15 protein-coding genes are annotated in these 16,232 nt (G+C 67.2%); 10 read left to right on the top strand and 5 right to left on the bottom strand.

Going from position 1 to position 16,232, the window contains the following annotated elements:
• Nucleotides 1–53 precede the first annotated feature (53 nt).
• Nucleotides 54–1,583, top strand: coding sequence for a TM0106 family RecB-like putative nuclease (locus tag KRX55_RS11450; RefSeq protein WP_218407858.1), 1,530 nt, complete (start codon nucleotides 54–56; stop codon nucleotides 1,581–1,583).
• On the opposite strand, the gene KRX55_RS11445 is transcribed toward KRX55_RS11450, so the two are convergent.
• On the bottom strand, nucleotides 1,573–2,943 hold the full coding sequence (locus KRX55_RS11445; RefSeq protein ID WP_218407857.1) for a hypothetical protein: 1,371 nt from the start codon (nucleotides 2,941–2,943) through the stop codon (nucleotides 1,573–1,575). The genes KRX55_RS11450 and KRX55_RS11445 overlap by 11 nt on opposite strands.
• A 9-nt stretch (nucleotides 2,944–2,952) precedes the next feature.
• Entirely contained in the window at nucleotides 2,953–4,203 is a 1,251-nt protein-coding gene (locus KRX55_RS11440; protein ID WP_255567803.1) for an MFS transporter, read from the bottom strand.
• An 82-nt stretch (nucleotides 4,204–4,285) separates the two neighbouring features.
• On the opposite strand from KRX55_RS11440, the gene KRX55_RS11435 reads away from it, so the two are divergent.
• From KRX55_RS11435 to KRX55_RS11415, 5 genes are all read left to right on the top strand, one after another.
• The gene (locus KRX55_RS11435; RefSeq protein WP_218407855.1) at nucleotides 4,286–5,206 is read left to right on the top strand and encodes a LysR family transcriptional regulator; all 921 of its coding nucleotides are present in this window, start codon (nucleotides 4,286–4,288) and stop codon (nucleotides 5,204–5,206) included.
• A gap of 151 nt (nucleotides 5,207–5,357) precedes the next feature.
• Entirely contained in the window at nucleotides 5,358–6,395 is a 1,038-nt protein-coding gene (locus KRX55_RS11430; protein ID WP_218407854.1) for an ABC transporter substrate-binding protein, read from the top strand.
• 11 nt (nucleotides 6,396–6,406) lie between these two features.
• Nucleotides 6,407–7,465: a FecCD family ABC transporter permease gene (locus tag KRX55_RS11425; protein ID WP_218407853.1), complete on the top strand. Its 1,059-nt coding sequence runs from the start codon at nucleotides 6,407–6,409 to the stop codon at nucleotides 7,463–7,465.
• Nucleotides 7,462–8,571: a FecCD family ABC transporter permease gene (locus KRX55_RS11420; RefSeq protein WP_370625845.1), complete on the top strand. Its 1,110-nt coding sequence runs from the start codon at nucleotides 7,462–7,464 to the stop codon at nucleotides 8,569–8,571. Before KRX55_RS11425 ends, KRX55_RS11420 begins: the two co-directional genes overlap by 4 nt.
• A complete protein-coding gene (locus KRX55_RS11415) occupies nucleotides 8,568–9,404 on the top strand; it encodes an ABC transporter ATP-binding protein (RefSeq protein ID WP_218407852.1) in 837 nt (278 codons plus the stop codon). The genes KRX55_RS11420 and KRX55_RS11415 overlap by 4 nt, the downstream gene beginning before the upstream one ends.
• Before the next feature lie 73 nt (nucleotides 9,405–9,477).
• Here KRX55_RS11415 and KRX55_RS11410 read toward each other — a convergent pair whose 3' ends face one another.
• The gene (locus KRX55_RS11410) at nucleotides 9,478–10,086 is read right to left on the bottom strand and encodes a superoxide dismutase (RefSeq protein ID WP_218407851.1); all 609 of its coding nucleotides are present in this window, start codon (nucleotides 10,084–10,086) and stop codon (nucleotides 9,478–9,480) included.
• Between the two features lie 257 nt (nucleotides 10,087–10,343).
• Between KRX55_RS11410 and msrA the strand changes: the two genes are divergently transcribed.
• Nucleotides 10,344–11,036 (top strand): peptide-methionine (S)-S-oxide reductase MsrA, encoded by a 693-nt coding sequence (gene msrA, locus KRX55_RS11405; protein ID WP_218407850.1) that lies wholly within the window; start codon nucleotides 10,344–10,346, stop codon nucleotides 11,034–11,036.
• Nucleotides 11,037–11,143: 107 nt separating this feature from the next.
• On the opposite strand, the gene KRX55_RS11400 is transcribed toward msrA, so the two are convergent.
• Nucleotides 11,144–12,517 (bottom strand): glycoside hydrolase family 16 protein, encoded by a 1,374-nt coding sequence (locus KRX55_RS11400; protein WP_218407849.1) that lies wholly within the window; start codon nucleotides 12,515–12,517, stop codon nucleotides 11,144–11,146.
• Between the two features lie 170 nt (nucleotides 12,518–12,687).
• Entirely contained in the window at nucleotides 12,688–13,431 is a 744-nt protein-coding gene (locus tag KRX55_RS11395) for an HAD family hydrolase (RefSeq protein ID WP_218407848.1), read from the bottom strand.
• Nucleotides 13,432–13,557: 126 nt separating this feature from the next.
• On the opposite strand from KRX55_RS11395, the gene KRX55_RS11390 reads away from it, so the two are divergent.
• The 3 genes from KRX55_RS11390 to KRX55_RS11380 all read left to right on the top strand — a co-directional run bounded on the left by KRX55_RS11390 (nucleotide 13,558) and on the right by KRX55_RS11380 (nucleotide 16,228).
• Nucleotides 13,558–14,154: a DUF6891 domain-containing protein gene (locus KRX55_RS11390; RefSeq protein WP_218407847.1), complete on the top strand. Its 597-nt coding sequence runs from the start codon at nucleotides 13,558–13,560 to the stop codon at nucleotides 14,152–14,154.
• A gap of 196 nt (nucleotides 14,155–14,350) precedes the next feature.
• Nucleotides 14,351–15,310 carry an L-lactate dehydrogenase gene (locus tag KRX55_RS11385; RefSeq protein ID WP_218407846.1) on the top strand — a complete coding sequence of 320 codons (960 nt, stop codon included), beginning with the start codon at nucleotides 14,351–14,353 and terminating at the stop codon, nucleotides 15,308–15,310.
• A 174-nt stretch (nucleotides 15,311–15,484) separates the two neighbouring features.
• Nucleotides 15,485–16,228, top strand: coding sequence for a glycerophosphodiester phosphodiesterase family protein (locus KRX55_RS11380; protein WP_370625844.1), 744 nt, complete (start codon nucleotides 15,485–15,487; stop codon nucleotides 16,226–16,228).
• The last annotated feature ends 4 nt before the right edge of the window (nucleotides 16,229–16,232 follow it).

Below are 16,232 nucleotides of genomic sequence, written 5' to 3'. Positions count from 1 at the left end.
GCGGTCGTTTCGTTTCAAGCCTACCCGCAGGTGGGGTTAAGCTGACTGTCATTGTGGAGCTGGACATCGAATTGCAACCGTCGGACCTCGTCGGCTGCCGGTACCGGGCGGTGCAGCGTCACCGGTTCGCGGAGCAGTCGCCGACCGAGGCCGCGGTCCGCCGTATCGAGCGCGCGGAGGCGGGGAGGAACCGTGTTCTCGCGCTACTGCCCGACGCACCGGAACCGTGGGATCCGCAACGGTTCAGTCGGGTACACATCGACGGCGACGGCGAGGACGCCGAGCTCGAGACGCTGGAGGCCCTCGCCGCGCAGACCACGATCATCACCGGGGCGGCGTTCACCGGAATCTCCGACGGACGCCGCTGGCGGGCCACGCCGGACGTGCTCGTCCGTGACGGTGACGGGCGCTATCTCCCGGTGATCGTGTCCAACCACCGCATCGCCCGCCCGGCGGAAGGTGGGAAGCAGCCGCTCATCGCCACCGCACGGCTGGGACTCGGTGCCCCGTCCACCGGCGCCTACCGGCTCCGGCACCACGCGGTCGACGGCTACCGGCTGGGACTCGCAGCCCGGGCACTGGCGGAATTCGGCCTCGACAGCGGCCGCGGGGCGGCGATCGGGCAGGACCGGGAGCTGGCGTTCCTGGTCGACACCGGCCACTACCAGGCGGCGTTGTCGACCGCACTCGCCGCGTCCCTGCCCGATCGGCCACGGCGGCTGAAGGAATGCGGCGAGTGCCGTTTCTGGTTCGACTGTGGTCCGAGACTCACCGCGGCGGACGACATCTCGCTGCTGTTCCCCGGGGATCGCGCGGAGCGGTACCGGCTGCGTGGGATCGACACCGTGGGTGAGCTGATCGACGCGGATCTCGGGGAAGCCTCCGCGCTCGCGGCGGCGTGGCGGGCCCGGATCCCGGTGCTGCGCCGCGTGGAACGGGTCACCGCCCCCCGGTTCGATGTGGAGATCGACATCGACGTGGAGGCCTATCTCGACCAGGGCGCCTACCTCTGGGGTGCGTTCGACGGACGCGACTACCGTTCCTTCGTCACCTGGGGTGGCCTGGGAACCACCGCGGAGGCCGACACCTTCGCTGAATTCTGGGCCTGGCTGGACTCCGTGCGCGACGACGCCCACTCCCGGGGCCGCAGTTTCGCCGCGTTCTGCTACGCCAGACACGGGGAGAACCACTGGCTGACCAGCAGCGCCCGCCGGTTCGCCGGCCACGTGAGCGCGGCGGGGCACCGCGTACCCTCCGAGGCGGAGGTCACCGCGTTCATCTCCTCGGAGGAGTGGATCGACGTGTTCGCCGCGGTCCGTGCCCAGCTCATCGGGCCCCGTGGACTCGGGCTGAAGACGGTGGCACCCCAGGCCGGATTCACCTGGGCGGAGACGGAGCTGGACGGCGAGGCGAGCGTGGACATGTACCGGATAGCCGCGGGGCACACCGACGCCGATCCCGCCGCGGTGGCCGAAGCCAGGAGACGGCTGCTCAGCTACAACGGCGACGACTGCCGGGCTACGTCCGTCGTCCGGGCCTGGATGGCCGCCGGTGCGCCGGGCACCCCGCCCCTCATGGGTTGAATGCGCCCGTGAGAATCAGCCCGGTGAGCGCGCCGAGGACGATCAGTCCCACCACGATCTGTCCGTACGCCGGCCGGTATCTGCCGGTCGCGGTCGCCTGGGTACCCGGTTCGTGCGACTCCTGTGGACGGTGCCGCTGCACGACCACCGCGGTGACCGCGAGCGGGAGGAAAGCGCCGAGGCTCAACGCGATGAAAACGGCGGGAACGGGCCCCGCGTCCCGGGGGAGGGGGAGCTGGAGAAGCACCAGTGCACCGTTGAGCAGCGTGGACCGCAGCAGTCCCAGGGTGTCCAGCAGGCCCATGCCCCGCCGGACGGCGGCCGGCCCACCGCCGATGACGGAGGGGACCAGGAAGCTCAGCACCCCGATCAGCAGCTGCGCACCGAACCCCACGAGCAGCGGCGGTACCGGCAGGGAGACGGCGACATCTCCCCCGCGCAGGGCGTCGGCGGCGGCGGTGAGCACACCGACGATCAACCACACCGGCGCGGCGACGACGGCGAACGCGGCGAACGTCAGCCGGTCCCGCGGATCCGCGAGAACGTCCCGGACGTTGCCCAGCCACGGCAGGGCGGCGATCGCCCACCCGACGGCGTAGACCACCAGTCCCGCCCCCAGGACCGGGGCGGCCCCGACCAGCGCCCCGGTCACGGAGGTCGCCAGGCCGCAGCCCAGCACGATCGCGGCCGCTACCGTGCGATCTTCACCCCCGCGGGTCCGCCAGACCGCGGGGAACATGAGCGTGAGGGAGCCGAACGCGGCCAGTCCGACGAAGCCCGGGAGGTTCAGCAGCAGATGGGCGGTGTACAGTCGCGGCACCCACGCGCCGGGAACCCCGACGATCAGGAGCGTGCCCGCGGTGATCCCGCCCAGCAGACAGACCGTGGCGAGCACGTACACGGCGACGATGGGCCGGAACCGCCGGGTCCGCTCCGCGGTGTGGTACTGCGTGACCAGGGAGAGTCCGTGGAGCAGGGCCCCGGCGCCGACCGCTCCGGCGCCGAGCAGGGACAGCCGGTGGGACGCGGTCGCCGGGAGCTGGCCCGCGAGCAGTAGCGCGGTGCCCGCGGTCACGGCACCGATCCGGTACAGCTGGCGGACCTGGTGCGCGCGGGTGGGCCGGTTCCCGGTGAACCGCGCCGTGAAGTACTGGGACCACACCATGATCGAGGTCGTGATCACCCCGATCCCGAGGACGTGCACCGGGATCCAGGTGCCCACCCCGCCGGCCCGGGCGGATACAGCAGAGGCGATCAGGAGCAGCAGCCAGCAGGCGACGGGAGCGTTGGCGCGCAGCATCCACTGGCGACGGGACCAGGCGGGCGGTGCCTCCGGGGTGTCGGCGGGTGGTGTGGGCATACCGCCAGGTTAACCCCGCCTCCGTGCCGCGTGGCGGCGGATCCGGTCCCAGGTGAGGGCGACGGCGATGAGCAGCTGCACCGCCAGGAGCACGAGCAGCCAGACGATGAGTCCCGACCACCCGGCGCGGACCAGGATCGTTCCGGAGAACCAGCCCACCAGCGAAGACCCGAGATAGTAGCAGAACAAATACATGCTCGATGCCTCGGCGCGGTCGGCGGTGGCGAGTCGGCCGATCCACCCGGAGGCGGTGGAATGCACCGCGAAGAACGCCGCGGTGAACATCAGGGTCCCGAGAACGGTGACCGCCAGGTTGCCGGAGACCGCCATCCCGATGCCCGCCAGTGCGACGAGGACCATCGCGACGAGCACCTTGCCGGGCCCGAAGCGGGAGGCCCAGGCGCCCGCCCGGGCGGAGGACCAGGTACCCGAGAGGTACAGGACGAAAAGTGCACCGACGAGTGCCTCGGAGAGACCGAAGCGGTCGATCATCCGGAAGCCGAGGTAGTTGTAGAAGGACACGAACACGCCCATGACCAGGAAGGCCGTGACGAACAGGGCGGCCAGCCGGGGGTTGTGCCAGTGTCCGGCCATCGCCGCGAACTCACTGCGGACGTGGAGCTCCTTGCGGGTGAATCTCCGCTGCGCAGGCAATGTCCGCAGGATCACGAGGACGAACAGTGCTGCGACCAGTGCATCGGCACCGAGTGCCCACCGCCACGACGCGAACTCGAGGACCCCGGCGGGCACGATCCGGCCGATGAGCCCGCCGAGGGACGTCCCAGCGACGTAGATGCCCATCGCGCGGGGCAGATGTTCGGGGTGGAGTTCCTCGGACAGCCAGGTCATGGCGACCGCGGGAACACCCGCCAGGAGTGCACCCTGCAGCCCACGGCCCGCTATCAGCCACCAGATTCCCGGGGCGAAGGGGAGCAGGGCCCCGAGCGCCACGGCCGCGATCACCGAGGAGACCAGGACCCGACCGCGGCCGAATCGTTCGGAGAGGATCGAGGCGGGAACGATCGCCAACGCCAGAGCACCGGTCGTCGCCGACACCGTCAGCGCGGACTGGGTGGGGGTGATCCCCAGCTCGGTGGTGAGCGTGGGCAGCATCGCCTGCGTGCAGTAGAGCGCGTTGAAGGTGGCGAGTCCCGCGGCGAGCATCGCCAGAACAGCCCGCCGGTAGTCGTCGTCGCCGCGCCGCAGGCCCTCCGGGAGAGCGGCGGAGTCGGTGGGATCGGCGGGGGAGGTGGTGCTCATGGCGTCCATCGTGCCGTGCGTCAGGTAATTAGTAAAATGTGGATAAAGCGGGAAAATGATGCACTAAACGCATGAAAGGGCGATGATGCGACGCCGTTCCTCACCCCGGCTCGATGACGTCGATGCGTTCATCCGCCTCGCGGAGTCCGGGCATCTCACCGCGACCGCGGAAGAACTCGGAATTCCCCAGCCGACGCTATCCCGGAGAATCGCCCGGCTGGAGGAGGATCTCGGTACGAACCTGTTCGACCGCGCCGGGCGGACGCTGACGCTGAACACCCGGGGACGGGCCTTCCTCGGTCACGCCCGCCGCATCAGCGCCGGATTCACCGCCGCCCGGACGGACATGGAGCGCCTCATGGACCCGGAACGCGGCACCGTGCGCATCGACTTCATGCACTCCCTCGGGACCTGGCTCGTCCCTGGACTGCTGCGCGCCTACCGCGCGGAACACGCCGGTGTGCAGTTCGAACTCCACCAGGGAGCCGCCCGTCAGCTCGTGGAGCGGGTTCTCCGGGATGACGCGGACCTGGCGCTCGTCGGGCCACGCCCCGGCGAGAGTCGCGGGGACGGTGCCGCACTCGGATGGCTCCGCCTGCACCGCCAGCCGCTGGCGCTCGCCGTCCCGGAGGGGCATCGGCTCGCCGCGGAGAATGGTCCGGTGCCGCTGTCGGCCGCGGCCGGGGAACCCTTCATCGGGATGCGTGCCGGCTACGGCACCCGGCAGTTGCTCGAGGAATTGACCACCGGGGCCGGTTTCCGGCCGAATCTCGTGTTCGAGTCGATGGAACTCAGCACCGTCGCCGGGCTGGTGAGCGCGGGGCTCGGGGTGGCACTGCTGCCGATGAACGATCCCTACCTGGCGCCGGCGGGCCTGCTGCTCCGCCCCCTGGATCCGCCGGCGTACCGCGAACTCGGTGTGGTCTGGCGGACCGCGGCGGCACCCGCGCCGCCGGTGGACCGGTTCCGCGGGTTTATTTCAGCCGCCGGGGGCGATACCTGACCCGTTAACCCCTGATGAGGCCGTCGACCGTTTCCTGCTTGGGGCTGACCCCGTTGCCCGAGAAGATGGGATTGCGTAACCTAACTACCGTTTGTGCCGAAATCGTACGGCATTAATCATTTCTTTAACGTTACGTCAGGAGAAAACCATCATGAAGAACCCGGTTCAGGCGACTCTCGCCGTTGCACTGACCGTCTCCCTGCTCGCGGGGTGCTCGACCGATTCCGGGGAGGAGGCCACCGGTCCCGATGCGGGGAACGCCACCACCGCGGCATCCGACACCGGATCGGAGGCACAGACGGCTTTCCCGGTGACGATCGAGCACTTCCGTGGGACCACGACCCTGGAGAAGAAGCCCGAGCGAGTCGTCGTCCTGGACAACAGCTACCTGGAGAACGTCATCGCCCTCGGTGACGATTCCGTCGTCGGGTACGCCAGCTTCAACGGCTCCGGAATTCCGCCGTACGTGACCGAGGAACAGAAGAAGCTCGTCGCTGACGCCGTCGACGTGGGGGACGTGAAGGAACCCAGCCTCGAGATGGTCGCCGCGCTGCAGCCCGACCTCATCCTCTCCAGCGACTACCGGTCCAAGGACTTCTACGACCAGCTGAGCGAGATCGCACCGACCGTGTACTCGGAGAAGGCCGGAACGACATGGCGGGAGAACCTGATCCTCACCGGTAAGGCACTGGGTATGGAGGAACGGGCCCACGAGGTGCTCGACGGAATCGTCGATCGGGCGCACGCCATCGGCGAAGACATCGAGACGAAGGAGGGCAGGCCCACCGTCTCCATCGTGCGTCTGGCCCCCAACATGCGGATGTTCCGCGACACCTCCTTCCCGGGATCACTCATCGCCGACGTCGGTCTGCCCCGTCCCGAGAACCAGATCGCACCGAAGGACGCCCCGGAGGAGATCTTCACGGACTTCTCCGCGGAGACCGTGGGGGACATCGATGCGGACCTGATCCTCTACATGGCACCTGAGGAGGACTCCGACCGGTACCCCGCCTGGAAGGAGGAGGTCGCGCCCGTGATGGAGGGGAGCCTGTGGGCCAACCTCAGGGGTGAGAAGAAGCCCGTGTGGGACCGCGTCTGGTACATGAACGTCTCCCCGCTCGCCGCGCCGCTGCTGCTCGACGACGTCGCCGAGATGTTCGATGTCGACAATCACCGCGACGACAATTGACCGCGCGGTCGGTGACGGAATCCGGGTGCGCCGACGCATCCGGTCCCGACACCTCCGGAGTCACCCGTCTCCGCTCCCTCCGGGGGCCGCTCATGCTCCTGATGTCCGTGGGACTCTGTCTCGCCGTCCTGCTGTCGCTGCATGTCGGTGCGCGTATCACCGCGGCGGCTGACGTCTGGGAGTCGCTCCGTGTGTGGGGCGGCACCGACACGGAGACCGGGATCATCGTGTGGGAGCAGCGGATACCGCGCACGGCCCTCGCCGTCGTCACGGGCGCGGCTCTCGGGGTCGCCGGTGCACTCATCCAGGGACACACCCGGAATCCGCTCGCGGATCCCGGGATACTCGGGGTTTCCGCCGGTGCCGCACTGGGAATCGTGCTCACCGTGTATCTCTTCCGGGTCGGGGACATCCACGTCTACATGTGGGCCGCACTCATCGGGGCGGCCCTGGGCTCCGCCATCGTGTTCACGGTGTCCGCGATCGGTGGGGGTGGTGCGAATCCGCTGAGTCTGATCCTCGCGGGTGCGGCGCTCACCGCCTTCTTCGGTTCCGTCACCACGGCGATCATCCTGATGGATGAGGCGTCCATGGATAAACTCAGGTTCTGGAACGCGGGATCGGTGAGCGGCAGGGACCTGGGCATTCTGTCCGCTGTCGCACCTCTCCTCATCGTCGGGTTCCTCATCGCCCTCGCGAGCGGGCCCACACTGAATCTCCTCACCGTGGGAACCGAGGTCGCTACCGGGCTCGGGGTGAACGTCGTGAGGGCCCGACTCCTCGGCTTCGCCGCGATCACGCTGCTCGCGGGCGGTGCCACGGCGGCTGTGGGCCCGATCGGTTTCCTCGGACTCATGGTCCCCCACGTGGTGCGGGCGATGACCGGCCCCGACTACCGGTGGATCGTACCGGCCTCCGCGCTGACCGGTTCCCTCGTTCTGGTGGTGGCGGATATCGTCGGACGGACTCTCGTCCGCCCCGGAGAGCTGCAGGTGGGAATCGTCCTCGCCCTGATCGGCGCCCCCTTCTTCATCGCCCTGGTACGGAGAAAGAGACTGGTGACGCTGTGAACGATCGAATCAGTGACACACACGACGGTTTCCCGGCCACCGCGGGACAGCGGATCCTGCCCCGGAACAGTGAGCTCATCTGGCCGCTGCCGACGGCGCGGGTCAGATGGCGGGGGCTCGTCGTTGTGCTGGTGCTCACGTCGGTGCTGCTGGTTCTCCTCGCCGTCGCACTCAGCCGTGGTGACTATCCCGTGTCGGTCACCCGGGTCCCGGTGATCGTCGCCGGAGGCGGAACCGACATCGAGCGGACGATCGTCGTCCAGTGGCGGTTGGGGCGCGCACTGGTCGCTGTCGTCATCGGACTGTGCCTGGGGGTGTCGGGGGCGATCACCCAGTCCATCGCCCGGAACGCCCTCGCGTCACCGGACATCCTCGGTATCTCGATGGGCGCGTCGGTCGCCGCGGTTGCGGTGATCGTCCTCGGTGGATCGGGTGTCAGCATCGCGGGTGTGCTGATCGGTGTGCCTGTGGCCGCACTGTGCGGCGGTCTGGCTACCGCGGTGGTGATCTATCTGCTGGCGCTGAAGAACGGGGTCGACCCCTACCGCCTCGTACTCATCGGCATCGGCGTCAATGCGCTCCTGGGGTCGCTGGTCACCTGGCTGCTAGTCATCGCCGACATCCGTCGTGCGGAGCAGGCCACGCTGTGGCTGACCGGTTCCCTGAACGGACGTGGATGGCCCGAGTTCGTTCCTCTGGTCATCGTGTTCCTGGTCTCCGTACCGGTCCTGCTCGTCTCGGCGTTCGACCTCAGGCCACTTCACTTCGGGCGTGATCTCTCCGTCGGTCTCGGCGTCCGTGTCACGGTCACCCAGGCCCTCGTGCTGCTCGTGGCGATCGCACTGACATCGGTGACCGTCGCAGCGGCGGGCCCCATCGGATTCGTCGCCTTCGTCTCACCGCAGGTGGCGAGGCTGTTGACCGGTTCCCCCACGCCGCCACTGGCGGCCGGCGCACTGACCGGGGCCATCATCATCCTCGCCGCGGACATCGTCACCGGCAGCGTGCTGCCCTGGACCCTGCCAGTCGGGGTCGCGACCGCCGCGATCGGCGGCCCCTTCCTCATCTTTCTGCTCATCCGGACCAACCGAAAGGTCACCCTGTGAACACCGACACGCACACCCACACCGCGCCGGGTGCCACCGCGCTCACCGCCCGGGGTATCGATGTCGGGTACCGGGACCATCGCGTCATCAGCGGTCTGGACATCGACATACCGAGAGGCGCGGTCACCTCCGTGATCGGCCCCAACGGATGCGGGAAGTCAACGCTCCTGAAGGCCCTGTGCCGGCTGCTTCCCCTCCGTGCGGGCGAGGTGACCATCGACGGGACACCCCTGTCCCGGGTCCCGTCCAGGGTCCTCGCCCGCAGGTTGGGGGTTCTCCCGCAGAATCCGGTGGCGCCGGAGGGTGTCCTGGTCGCCGATCTCGTCGTGCTCGGCAGGCACCCGCACCGAAGCTGGATCCGCCAGTGGGCGGCTGACGACGATGACGCGGTCCGGGAGGCACTCGAGCTGACAGGCGTGGCCGATCTCGCGGACCGCGCGGTGGACTCACTGTCCGGTGGCCAGCGTCAGCGGGTGTGGCTCTCCATGGCGCTGGCCCAGCAGACCGACATCCTGCTCCTCGACGAACCGACCACCTATCTCGACCTCGCCCACTCCCTCGACGTGCTGGACCTGATCGACTCGATGCAGGCGGACCACGGCAGGACGGTGGTCATGGTCCTCCACGATCTCGCTCTGGCCTGCCGCTACAGCGACAATCTCGTGGTCATGCGCGACGGCGCCGTCGTCGCCCAGGGGGATCCCGCGGACATCGTCACCGAGGAGCTGCTGGATTCCGTGTTCGGCCTGAACGCCCGGATCCTGCCGGATCCCGTGTCGGACAGACCGCTCATCGTCCCGGTCGGGCGACGACGTCTCACCGGGGTCGCCTAGCGGACCCTTTCCGCGGGATCCGACCACGGAAAAACCGCCCACCGAAGATGGTGGGCGGTTGGATCCGTGGAGCCTACTTCTTGGCGGCGCCGGCGTAACGCTCGGCGACATCGTCCCAGTTGAAGACGTTCCACACGGCCTTGACGTAGTCGGCCTTGACGTTCTTGTACTGGAGGTAGAAGGCGTGCTCCCACATGTCCAGCATGAGCAGCGGGGTCAGGTTGGCGGAGATGTTGCCCTGCTGATCGGTCAGCTGCTCGACGACGAGGCGGCCGCCGATGTGGTCGTAACCCAGGACCGCCCAGCCGGAGCCCTGCAGGCCCAGCGCGGCACCGGAGAAGTGCTCCTTGAACTTCTCGAAGGAACCGAAGTCCCGCTCGATGGCCTCGGCCAGCTCACCGGTGGGCTCGCCGCCACCGTTGGGGGAGAGGTTCTTCCAGAAGATGGAGTGGTTGGTGTGGCCACCGAGGTTGAAGGCGAGGTTCTTCGACAGTGCGGTGACCTCATCACCGATGGTGCCGTTCTCGCGGGCCTTGGCGAGTGCCTCCATGGCCGCGTTGGCACCCTTGACGTAGTTGGCGTGATGCTTGGAGTGGTGCAGCTCCATGATCTCGGCGGAGATGTGCGGCTCGAGGGCATCGTAGTCGTAATCCAGCTCGGGGAGCTCGTAGTAGGTGGTCATGTGAAAATCCTTTCGTATAAGACGGAGCGCGGAACAGGTCCGCGCCGTGGCCCCCATGATAGGTCAAGACAGAATAACGTCACACATCTAGCACGAAATTGTTATAAGTACGTTCGGCCGAACATCAGTCCCCTGTGCCTGTCGCCTGCCGCTAAGCACCAATTCCCCCGGTTAGGGGTAATTCCGTGGAAACACCATCCCCCCGTTCCACCGCCTAGGGTGGTGGTCACGAACATGCACCGAGAAAGGGGCCCGACATGGGATGGTTGATGGGGCGCGAGCCCGAGATGGTCACCGCAGATGATGCTCTCAAGGGGGGTCGGAGCCCGGTCCTGGATGAGCCGCACCCGCACGCGGTTCTCGGGACCCCGGTCACGGGCCCGTGGCGGGACGGACAGTCCAGCGTCCTCATCGGGATCGGTTGTTTCTGGGGTGCCGAGAAGATCTTCTGGGAACTCGAGGGGGTGGAGTCGACCTCCGTCGGCTACGCCGGCGGCTACACGCCCAATCCCACCTACCGGGAGGTCTGCACGGGCCGTACGGGTCACGCGGAGGTCGTCGAAGTGGTGTTCGATCCGGCCCGTGTGGCGCTGCCGCAGATCGTCGCCACCGCCCTCGAGGCGCACGATCCCACCCAGGGTTTCCGCCAGGGGAACGACGTGGGCACCCAGTACCGGTCCGCCTTCTACACCACGGGTGGCCCCGAGCGTGCCCGTGCCGACGCCGACATGATCCGGGCGATGGTCACCGACTACGGGGAACGGCTGGCGGGCGCAGGCTACGGTCCCGTCACGACCGAGATTCTCCCGCTCGCGGAGACGCCCGCCGGGGACTACTACCGCGCCGAGGACCACCACCAGCAGTACCTGCACAAGAATCCCGGGGGGTACTGTCCACACCACTCCACCGGGGTCGCCTGCGGGGTGCCGGAGCAGACGGAACGCGACTGAATGCCGTGGGCCACACAGCCTCCGGAAAATTCCTGGAAAAGCGGGAGAGACCGGGGACCACCGCGAAAGTGGTACCCGGTCCCTCATTCATCTGGGGTCCTGTCCGGTCACATCCGGAAGCCGATGGACCGCAGAAGCGCATTCAGTTGAACTGTGGAATGAAGCCAGCCGATGATCGGAAGTGCAACCAGAGTGAACACAGACAGCGCTCCGATGATCGCGGTGAAAGCCCCACCCAGGAGTGTCCAGCTGTTCTGACCTGTCGGGGTGGAGGAGCCCGGAACCGGAGGTTCGTCGGTCGGCGTGGCCGGGGTGGTGGGTTCGTCGGTCGGCGTGGCCGGGGTGGTGGGTTCGTCGGTCGGCGTGGCCGGGGTGGTGGGTTCGTCGGTCGGCGTGGCCGGGGTGGTGGGTTCGTCGGTCGGCGTGGCCGGGGTGGTCGGTTCGTCGGTCGGCGTGGCCGGGGTGGTCGGTTCGTCGGTCGGCGTGGCCGGGGTGGTCGGTTCGTCGGTCGGCGTGGCCGGGGTGGTCGGTTCGTCGGTGGTGAACGGCTGCCCCTTGAGGGAGATGCTGTCGACGAACATCTGGCGCACCGGGAACGGATCCGAATCCGATGCGGGATGTGCCCAGTCCTTGACCTCGACATACTGATTCAGGATGAGTCGGTATGGACGGGAGAGGATCTCGCGGTACTTCTCGCCCGAGATGTCCAGGTCTGCAGGAGTGATGTGCTCCTTCTCGTCGAATGGGGGACCGCTCTCGTGCAGGATGGGTTTCCCGTCTATGGAGAAGCGGAGATCATCCGTCGTCGTCTGCAGTGTCCACGTGTGCCAGTTCTCCGCTATGTCCTTTCCCTCGGAGAACACCCGACCATCGCGGATGGTTCCTGACTCGTTGCAGCCGAAGTGGACCGTCGCCGGAGAGTGCTTCGATCGCCAGGGCCATGAGTAGTGCTCGATGATGTCGAGCTCCCCGTAGCTGCTGTCGGTCGCTCCCGCGCGGCAGGCCGGTTGGTCATTCTGCATCCAGATCGCACTTCGGACACCCTTGACGCCGCCGGTGTGGAACTTCGCTCTCACGTTCACGGTGAAAAGCCCGGATGCGACCCAGTCGCTGTGGAGCCGACCCGTGGTGTACCGGGTGATCATGTTCTCCGGGCACGGAGTTTCGACGATATTGGCGTCTGTCAGAGGGTCGCCGTCTTTTTCGATGCAGTGACGTGCGGTGGTGATTACCAGCATTCCGTCCCTGACCTCGACCGCGTCCGGGGTCACCGTGACGTTCTTATTCAAATAGTCGGGCTGGTTGAAGATCAACCAGCCGTCGAGGGCGTCAGCGGAGTCGAAGTCCTCGGTCCATTCGTAGGGTTTTGACAGTACGGGTGGCTCAGACGCTGTGGCCACCGGGGCGAGGGCTCCGAATACGACCGCAGAGGTGGCGAGCACGGCTGTGCTCGTGAGGCGGAGACGGTTGAATGTGCGCAATTGGAGCTCCGAACTGCTGGAAGATGTCTGTTCTTTAAAAACTTTAGCTGTTCGCTGAGAAAGACGCATATCCGAAGGCTCGTTCACTGCCCCGCTGCATGGGTAATTGCTAATTTATGGCTGTGTAGTGAGGATGCGTCTCCGTGGGGTGCATGGCGTCCAATCGCCCGTCAGTTTCTGCCGGTGGTGCAGCCCGGGCGGGTCGTGGAGGACCTGCCAACGTACGTGTGATTGATCTCGGGGGTCATTCCCCCGGGCGGAAAACCGGCGAGGCCCGCAACCCCCGGGTCGCCATTCACCGCAGGGAGGTCATCCCGGTTCAGCCAGACCGCCGCCATGCCGGCTCGTCTCGGTCCGGCGACATCGTTCGCGTAGCTGTCGCCGATCATCACCGCCTCACCCGGTGCGACCCCGAGGAGCTCCAGGGCCTTCCGGTAGCACTCCGGTCGGGGCTTGGCGACGCCCAGATCGCCGGACGCGAGCAGCCGAACCCCCGGTAGATCGAGGCCGGTGCGCCGGAGCTTCTCGGACTGGATCTCGGCGACGCTGTTGGTGAGGACGGCGACCCGGGCGCCGGTCTCGAGTGCCCGACGGAGTGCGGGTTCCGCGTCCGGGAACGCGGTCCACGCATCGCGGTACAGGGACAGGAAACGACCGAAGAGCTCGTCACACGCGGAGTCCGTGAGGGTGTGATCGCCGGTGAACTCCCTCGTGCGTCCGCGACGCTGCTCCAGATGGCTGACGGTGCCCTGCTCGTAGGCTTCGAACCAACGCCGTTCGATCTCGAACCAGCGGTCCGTCTGATCACCACGGAGTCCCAGCTCACGGGCCCACGTCCGAGAGGCCGCCCGCGCTGCGCCGGTGTGGTCGATGAGGGTGCCGTCGAGGTCGAAGATGATTGCCTTGTAATCCACGCCACGCCAGGCTAGCAGTTTCCGTGTTCCGGCAGGTAGGGTGTCCCGCGGCGGCGGCCCGGCAGGCTCCGGTCCCGGCCGATCCGGAACCGATTCCATGGACAGTCAGCTGGAGGAAGCAACGACGTGAACGACCAGACGACAGAGAAGGCGCAGCATCTCATCGACAGCGGGGAGATCGATGATGTCCTCGACGAATTGGGGCAGCGCATCCTCAACGGGGCCATAGTCGAGCTGGATGACGCCACCGAGCATCTCGTCGAGCAGCTCCTGAACTCCCGGCTCGACTGCCGCGACGCCCGTGGTTCGGTAACCGACGTCTCCGAGGAGCTCGCGCGGCACGTCTGGGGAAACTGCGAACGTACCGCCCGTCCGTGGGTGGACCAGACGACGGACGCCGACCGGTTGCTCGCGGCCTTCGCCGCGCTGCGGGAGACGGGGATCGTCTCCGGGTTGTTCACCAACTGGAAGGCGATGGAGATCCCGCCGGAAAGTCGCGGTGCGGTTCTCGTCCGCCGCGACGAATGGCAGGACCTGAGTTTCCTGCGCAGGAGGCGCCTGCCGGTCAGCTTCGTCGGTGTCGCCGAGGACGAGTCCGACATCGGTCTCGAGCTCACCGGGGCTCTCCGGGAGGCGGGATTGGCCGCCTCCGCCCCGAACCACGGGAAAGTGACGGTGCGGCTGCTGTGGAAGTGGCATGTACCGGAGCTCATGAACGCCTGATCGGGTACGGCGAGCGGGCCGGATTCAGGGGATGGCGCAGTGTACGGGGATGGCCGGGCATGTTTGAGGGATAGATTCCTCACATTTTCCACACGAAGCAACATAAACGGGCATCATGGGTTGTGGAAGAACGTCCTGCGTCGTTCAGTCGGCGCTCATCAGCCGGTTCCACCGGGCCGGCAGGGAGAAGGTATCCATGAAGGTCAGTGTCGGAAACAAGATTGTTCTCATCGGCGCCGGCGATGTCGGGGTCGCCTACGCTTTCGCTCTCATCAACCAGGGAATCTGTGACCACCTCGCCATCATCGACATCGATGAGAAGAAGCTCGAGGGCAACGTCATGGACCTCAACCACGGTGTCGTCTGGGCTCCCTCCCGGACGAAGGTCACCAAGGGCACCTACGCGGACTGCGAGGACGCCGCCATGGTCGTCATCTGCGCCGGTGCCGCCCAGAAGCCGGGCGAGACCCGCCTCCAGCTGGTCGACAAGAACATGAAGATCATGAAGTCCATTGTCGATGACGTCATGGCCAGTGGTTTCGACGGTATCTTCCTGGTGGCCTCCAACCCGGTGGACATCCTCACCTACGCCTGCTGGAAGGACTCCGGGCTGCCCGCCCACCGCGTCATCGGCTCCGGCACCGTCCTCGACTCCGCCCGCTTCCGCTACATGCTGGGCGAGATGTACGAGGTCGCACCGACCTCCGTGCACTCGTACATCATCGGTGAGCACGGCGACACCGAGCTGCCCGTCCTCTCCTCGGCGACGATCGCCGGTGTGTCCATGCGCAAGCAGCTGGAGAAGGACCCGGAACTCGAGCCCAAGCTGGAGCGGATCTTCGAGGAGACCCGCGACATGGCCTACAAGATCATCGACGCCAAGGGATCCACCTCCTACGGCATCGGCATGGGGCTCGCCCGAATCAGCCGTGCCATCCTCCAGAACCAGGACGTCGCCGTCCCGGTCTCCGCACTGCTGCGCGGTGAGTACGGCGAGGAGAACATCTACATCGGTACCCCGGCGATCGTGAACCGTCGCGGTATCCGCCGCGTCGTCGAGCTGGAGCTCACCGAGCACGAGATGGACCGTTTCAAGCAATCGGCCAACACCCTCCGGGAGATCCAGGAGAAGTTCTTCCCGACCGAGGAGAAGTAGGAAGTAGCAGGACCCGGGGAGATCGCTCCCGGCCAGGAGAGGTGGTAGTTCCACGCGGCACGCAGTTGTACGGCGGGGCGGGCGCACGGTCAGTGACGGCGCCCGTCCCGCCGTCGGCGTGTGGATGCACACCGATCATGACCGGCAAGGGCCCGGAGTGGGACAATGGAACCCGTGACCGATGAAGCACCAGCACCCGGAACAAGGATCATCGCGCACCGCGGTGACTGCGAGAACCACCCGGAGATGACGATGCCCGCGTTCGAGTCCGCGCTCGAACTCGGCGCGGACGGCGTCGAATGTGACGTGCGTCTCAGTTCCTGCGGGACCGTCATGTGCATCCACGATCCCGTGGTGAACCGCGTGAGTGACGGATCGGGCCGCGTATCCGCCCTGAGCCTCGCGGAACTGAGCCGTCTCAACTTCGGCACCCCGGTCGACCCGCAACCACCCCTCCGGCTCGACGACCTCCTGGAGCTCATCTCCGCGTACCCGGGCCGCGAACTGTTCATCGAGACCAAGCATCCCCTCCGCTTCGGCCGCGAACTGGAGGAACAGGTCACGCTGCGGCTGAGATACTTCGGACTACTCGATGACCCCCGAATCCGGATCATCTCCTTCTCCGCGCTGTCCATTCTGCGGATGCGCCAGCTCGCCCCTGCCGTCCCGAGGATCCACCTGTGTCGGGACAGATGCCCCGTCTACGATCCGGTGGTGGACGCCCGTGGCGCGGTATCCGGCTGGGGCATCTCCGTGGGCAGGGCGAGAGAGAACTCCTCCCGGATCGGGTACCGCGGACTTCCCGGTTACATGTGGACAGTGGACGACCCGGCCGACATGGCATGGGCCGCGGACCACGGTGTGCGGTGGATGGCCACCAACCGGCCCGGCACAGCACGGCGGGTACTCGGGCGGTAGCACC

The sequence above is a fragment of the Corynebacterium sp. TAE3-ERU16 genome (assembly GCF_019209935.1).
Classification (GTDB): domain Bacteria; phylum Actinomycetota; class Actinomycetes; order Mycobacteriales; family Mycobacteriaceae; genus Corynebacterium; species Corynebacterium antarcticum.
The sequence above is the reverse complement of the archived record's forward strand: the minus strand, read 5'-3'. Positions and strand labels throughout refer to the sequence as shown.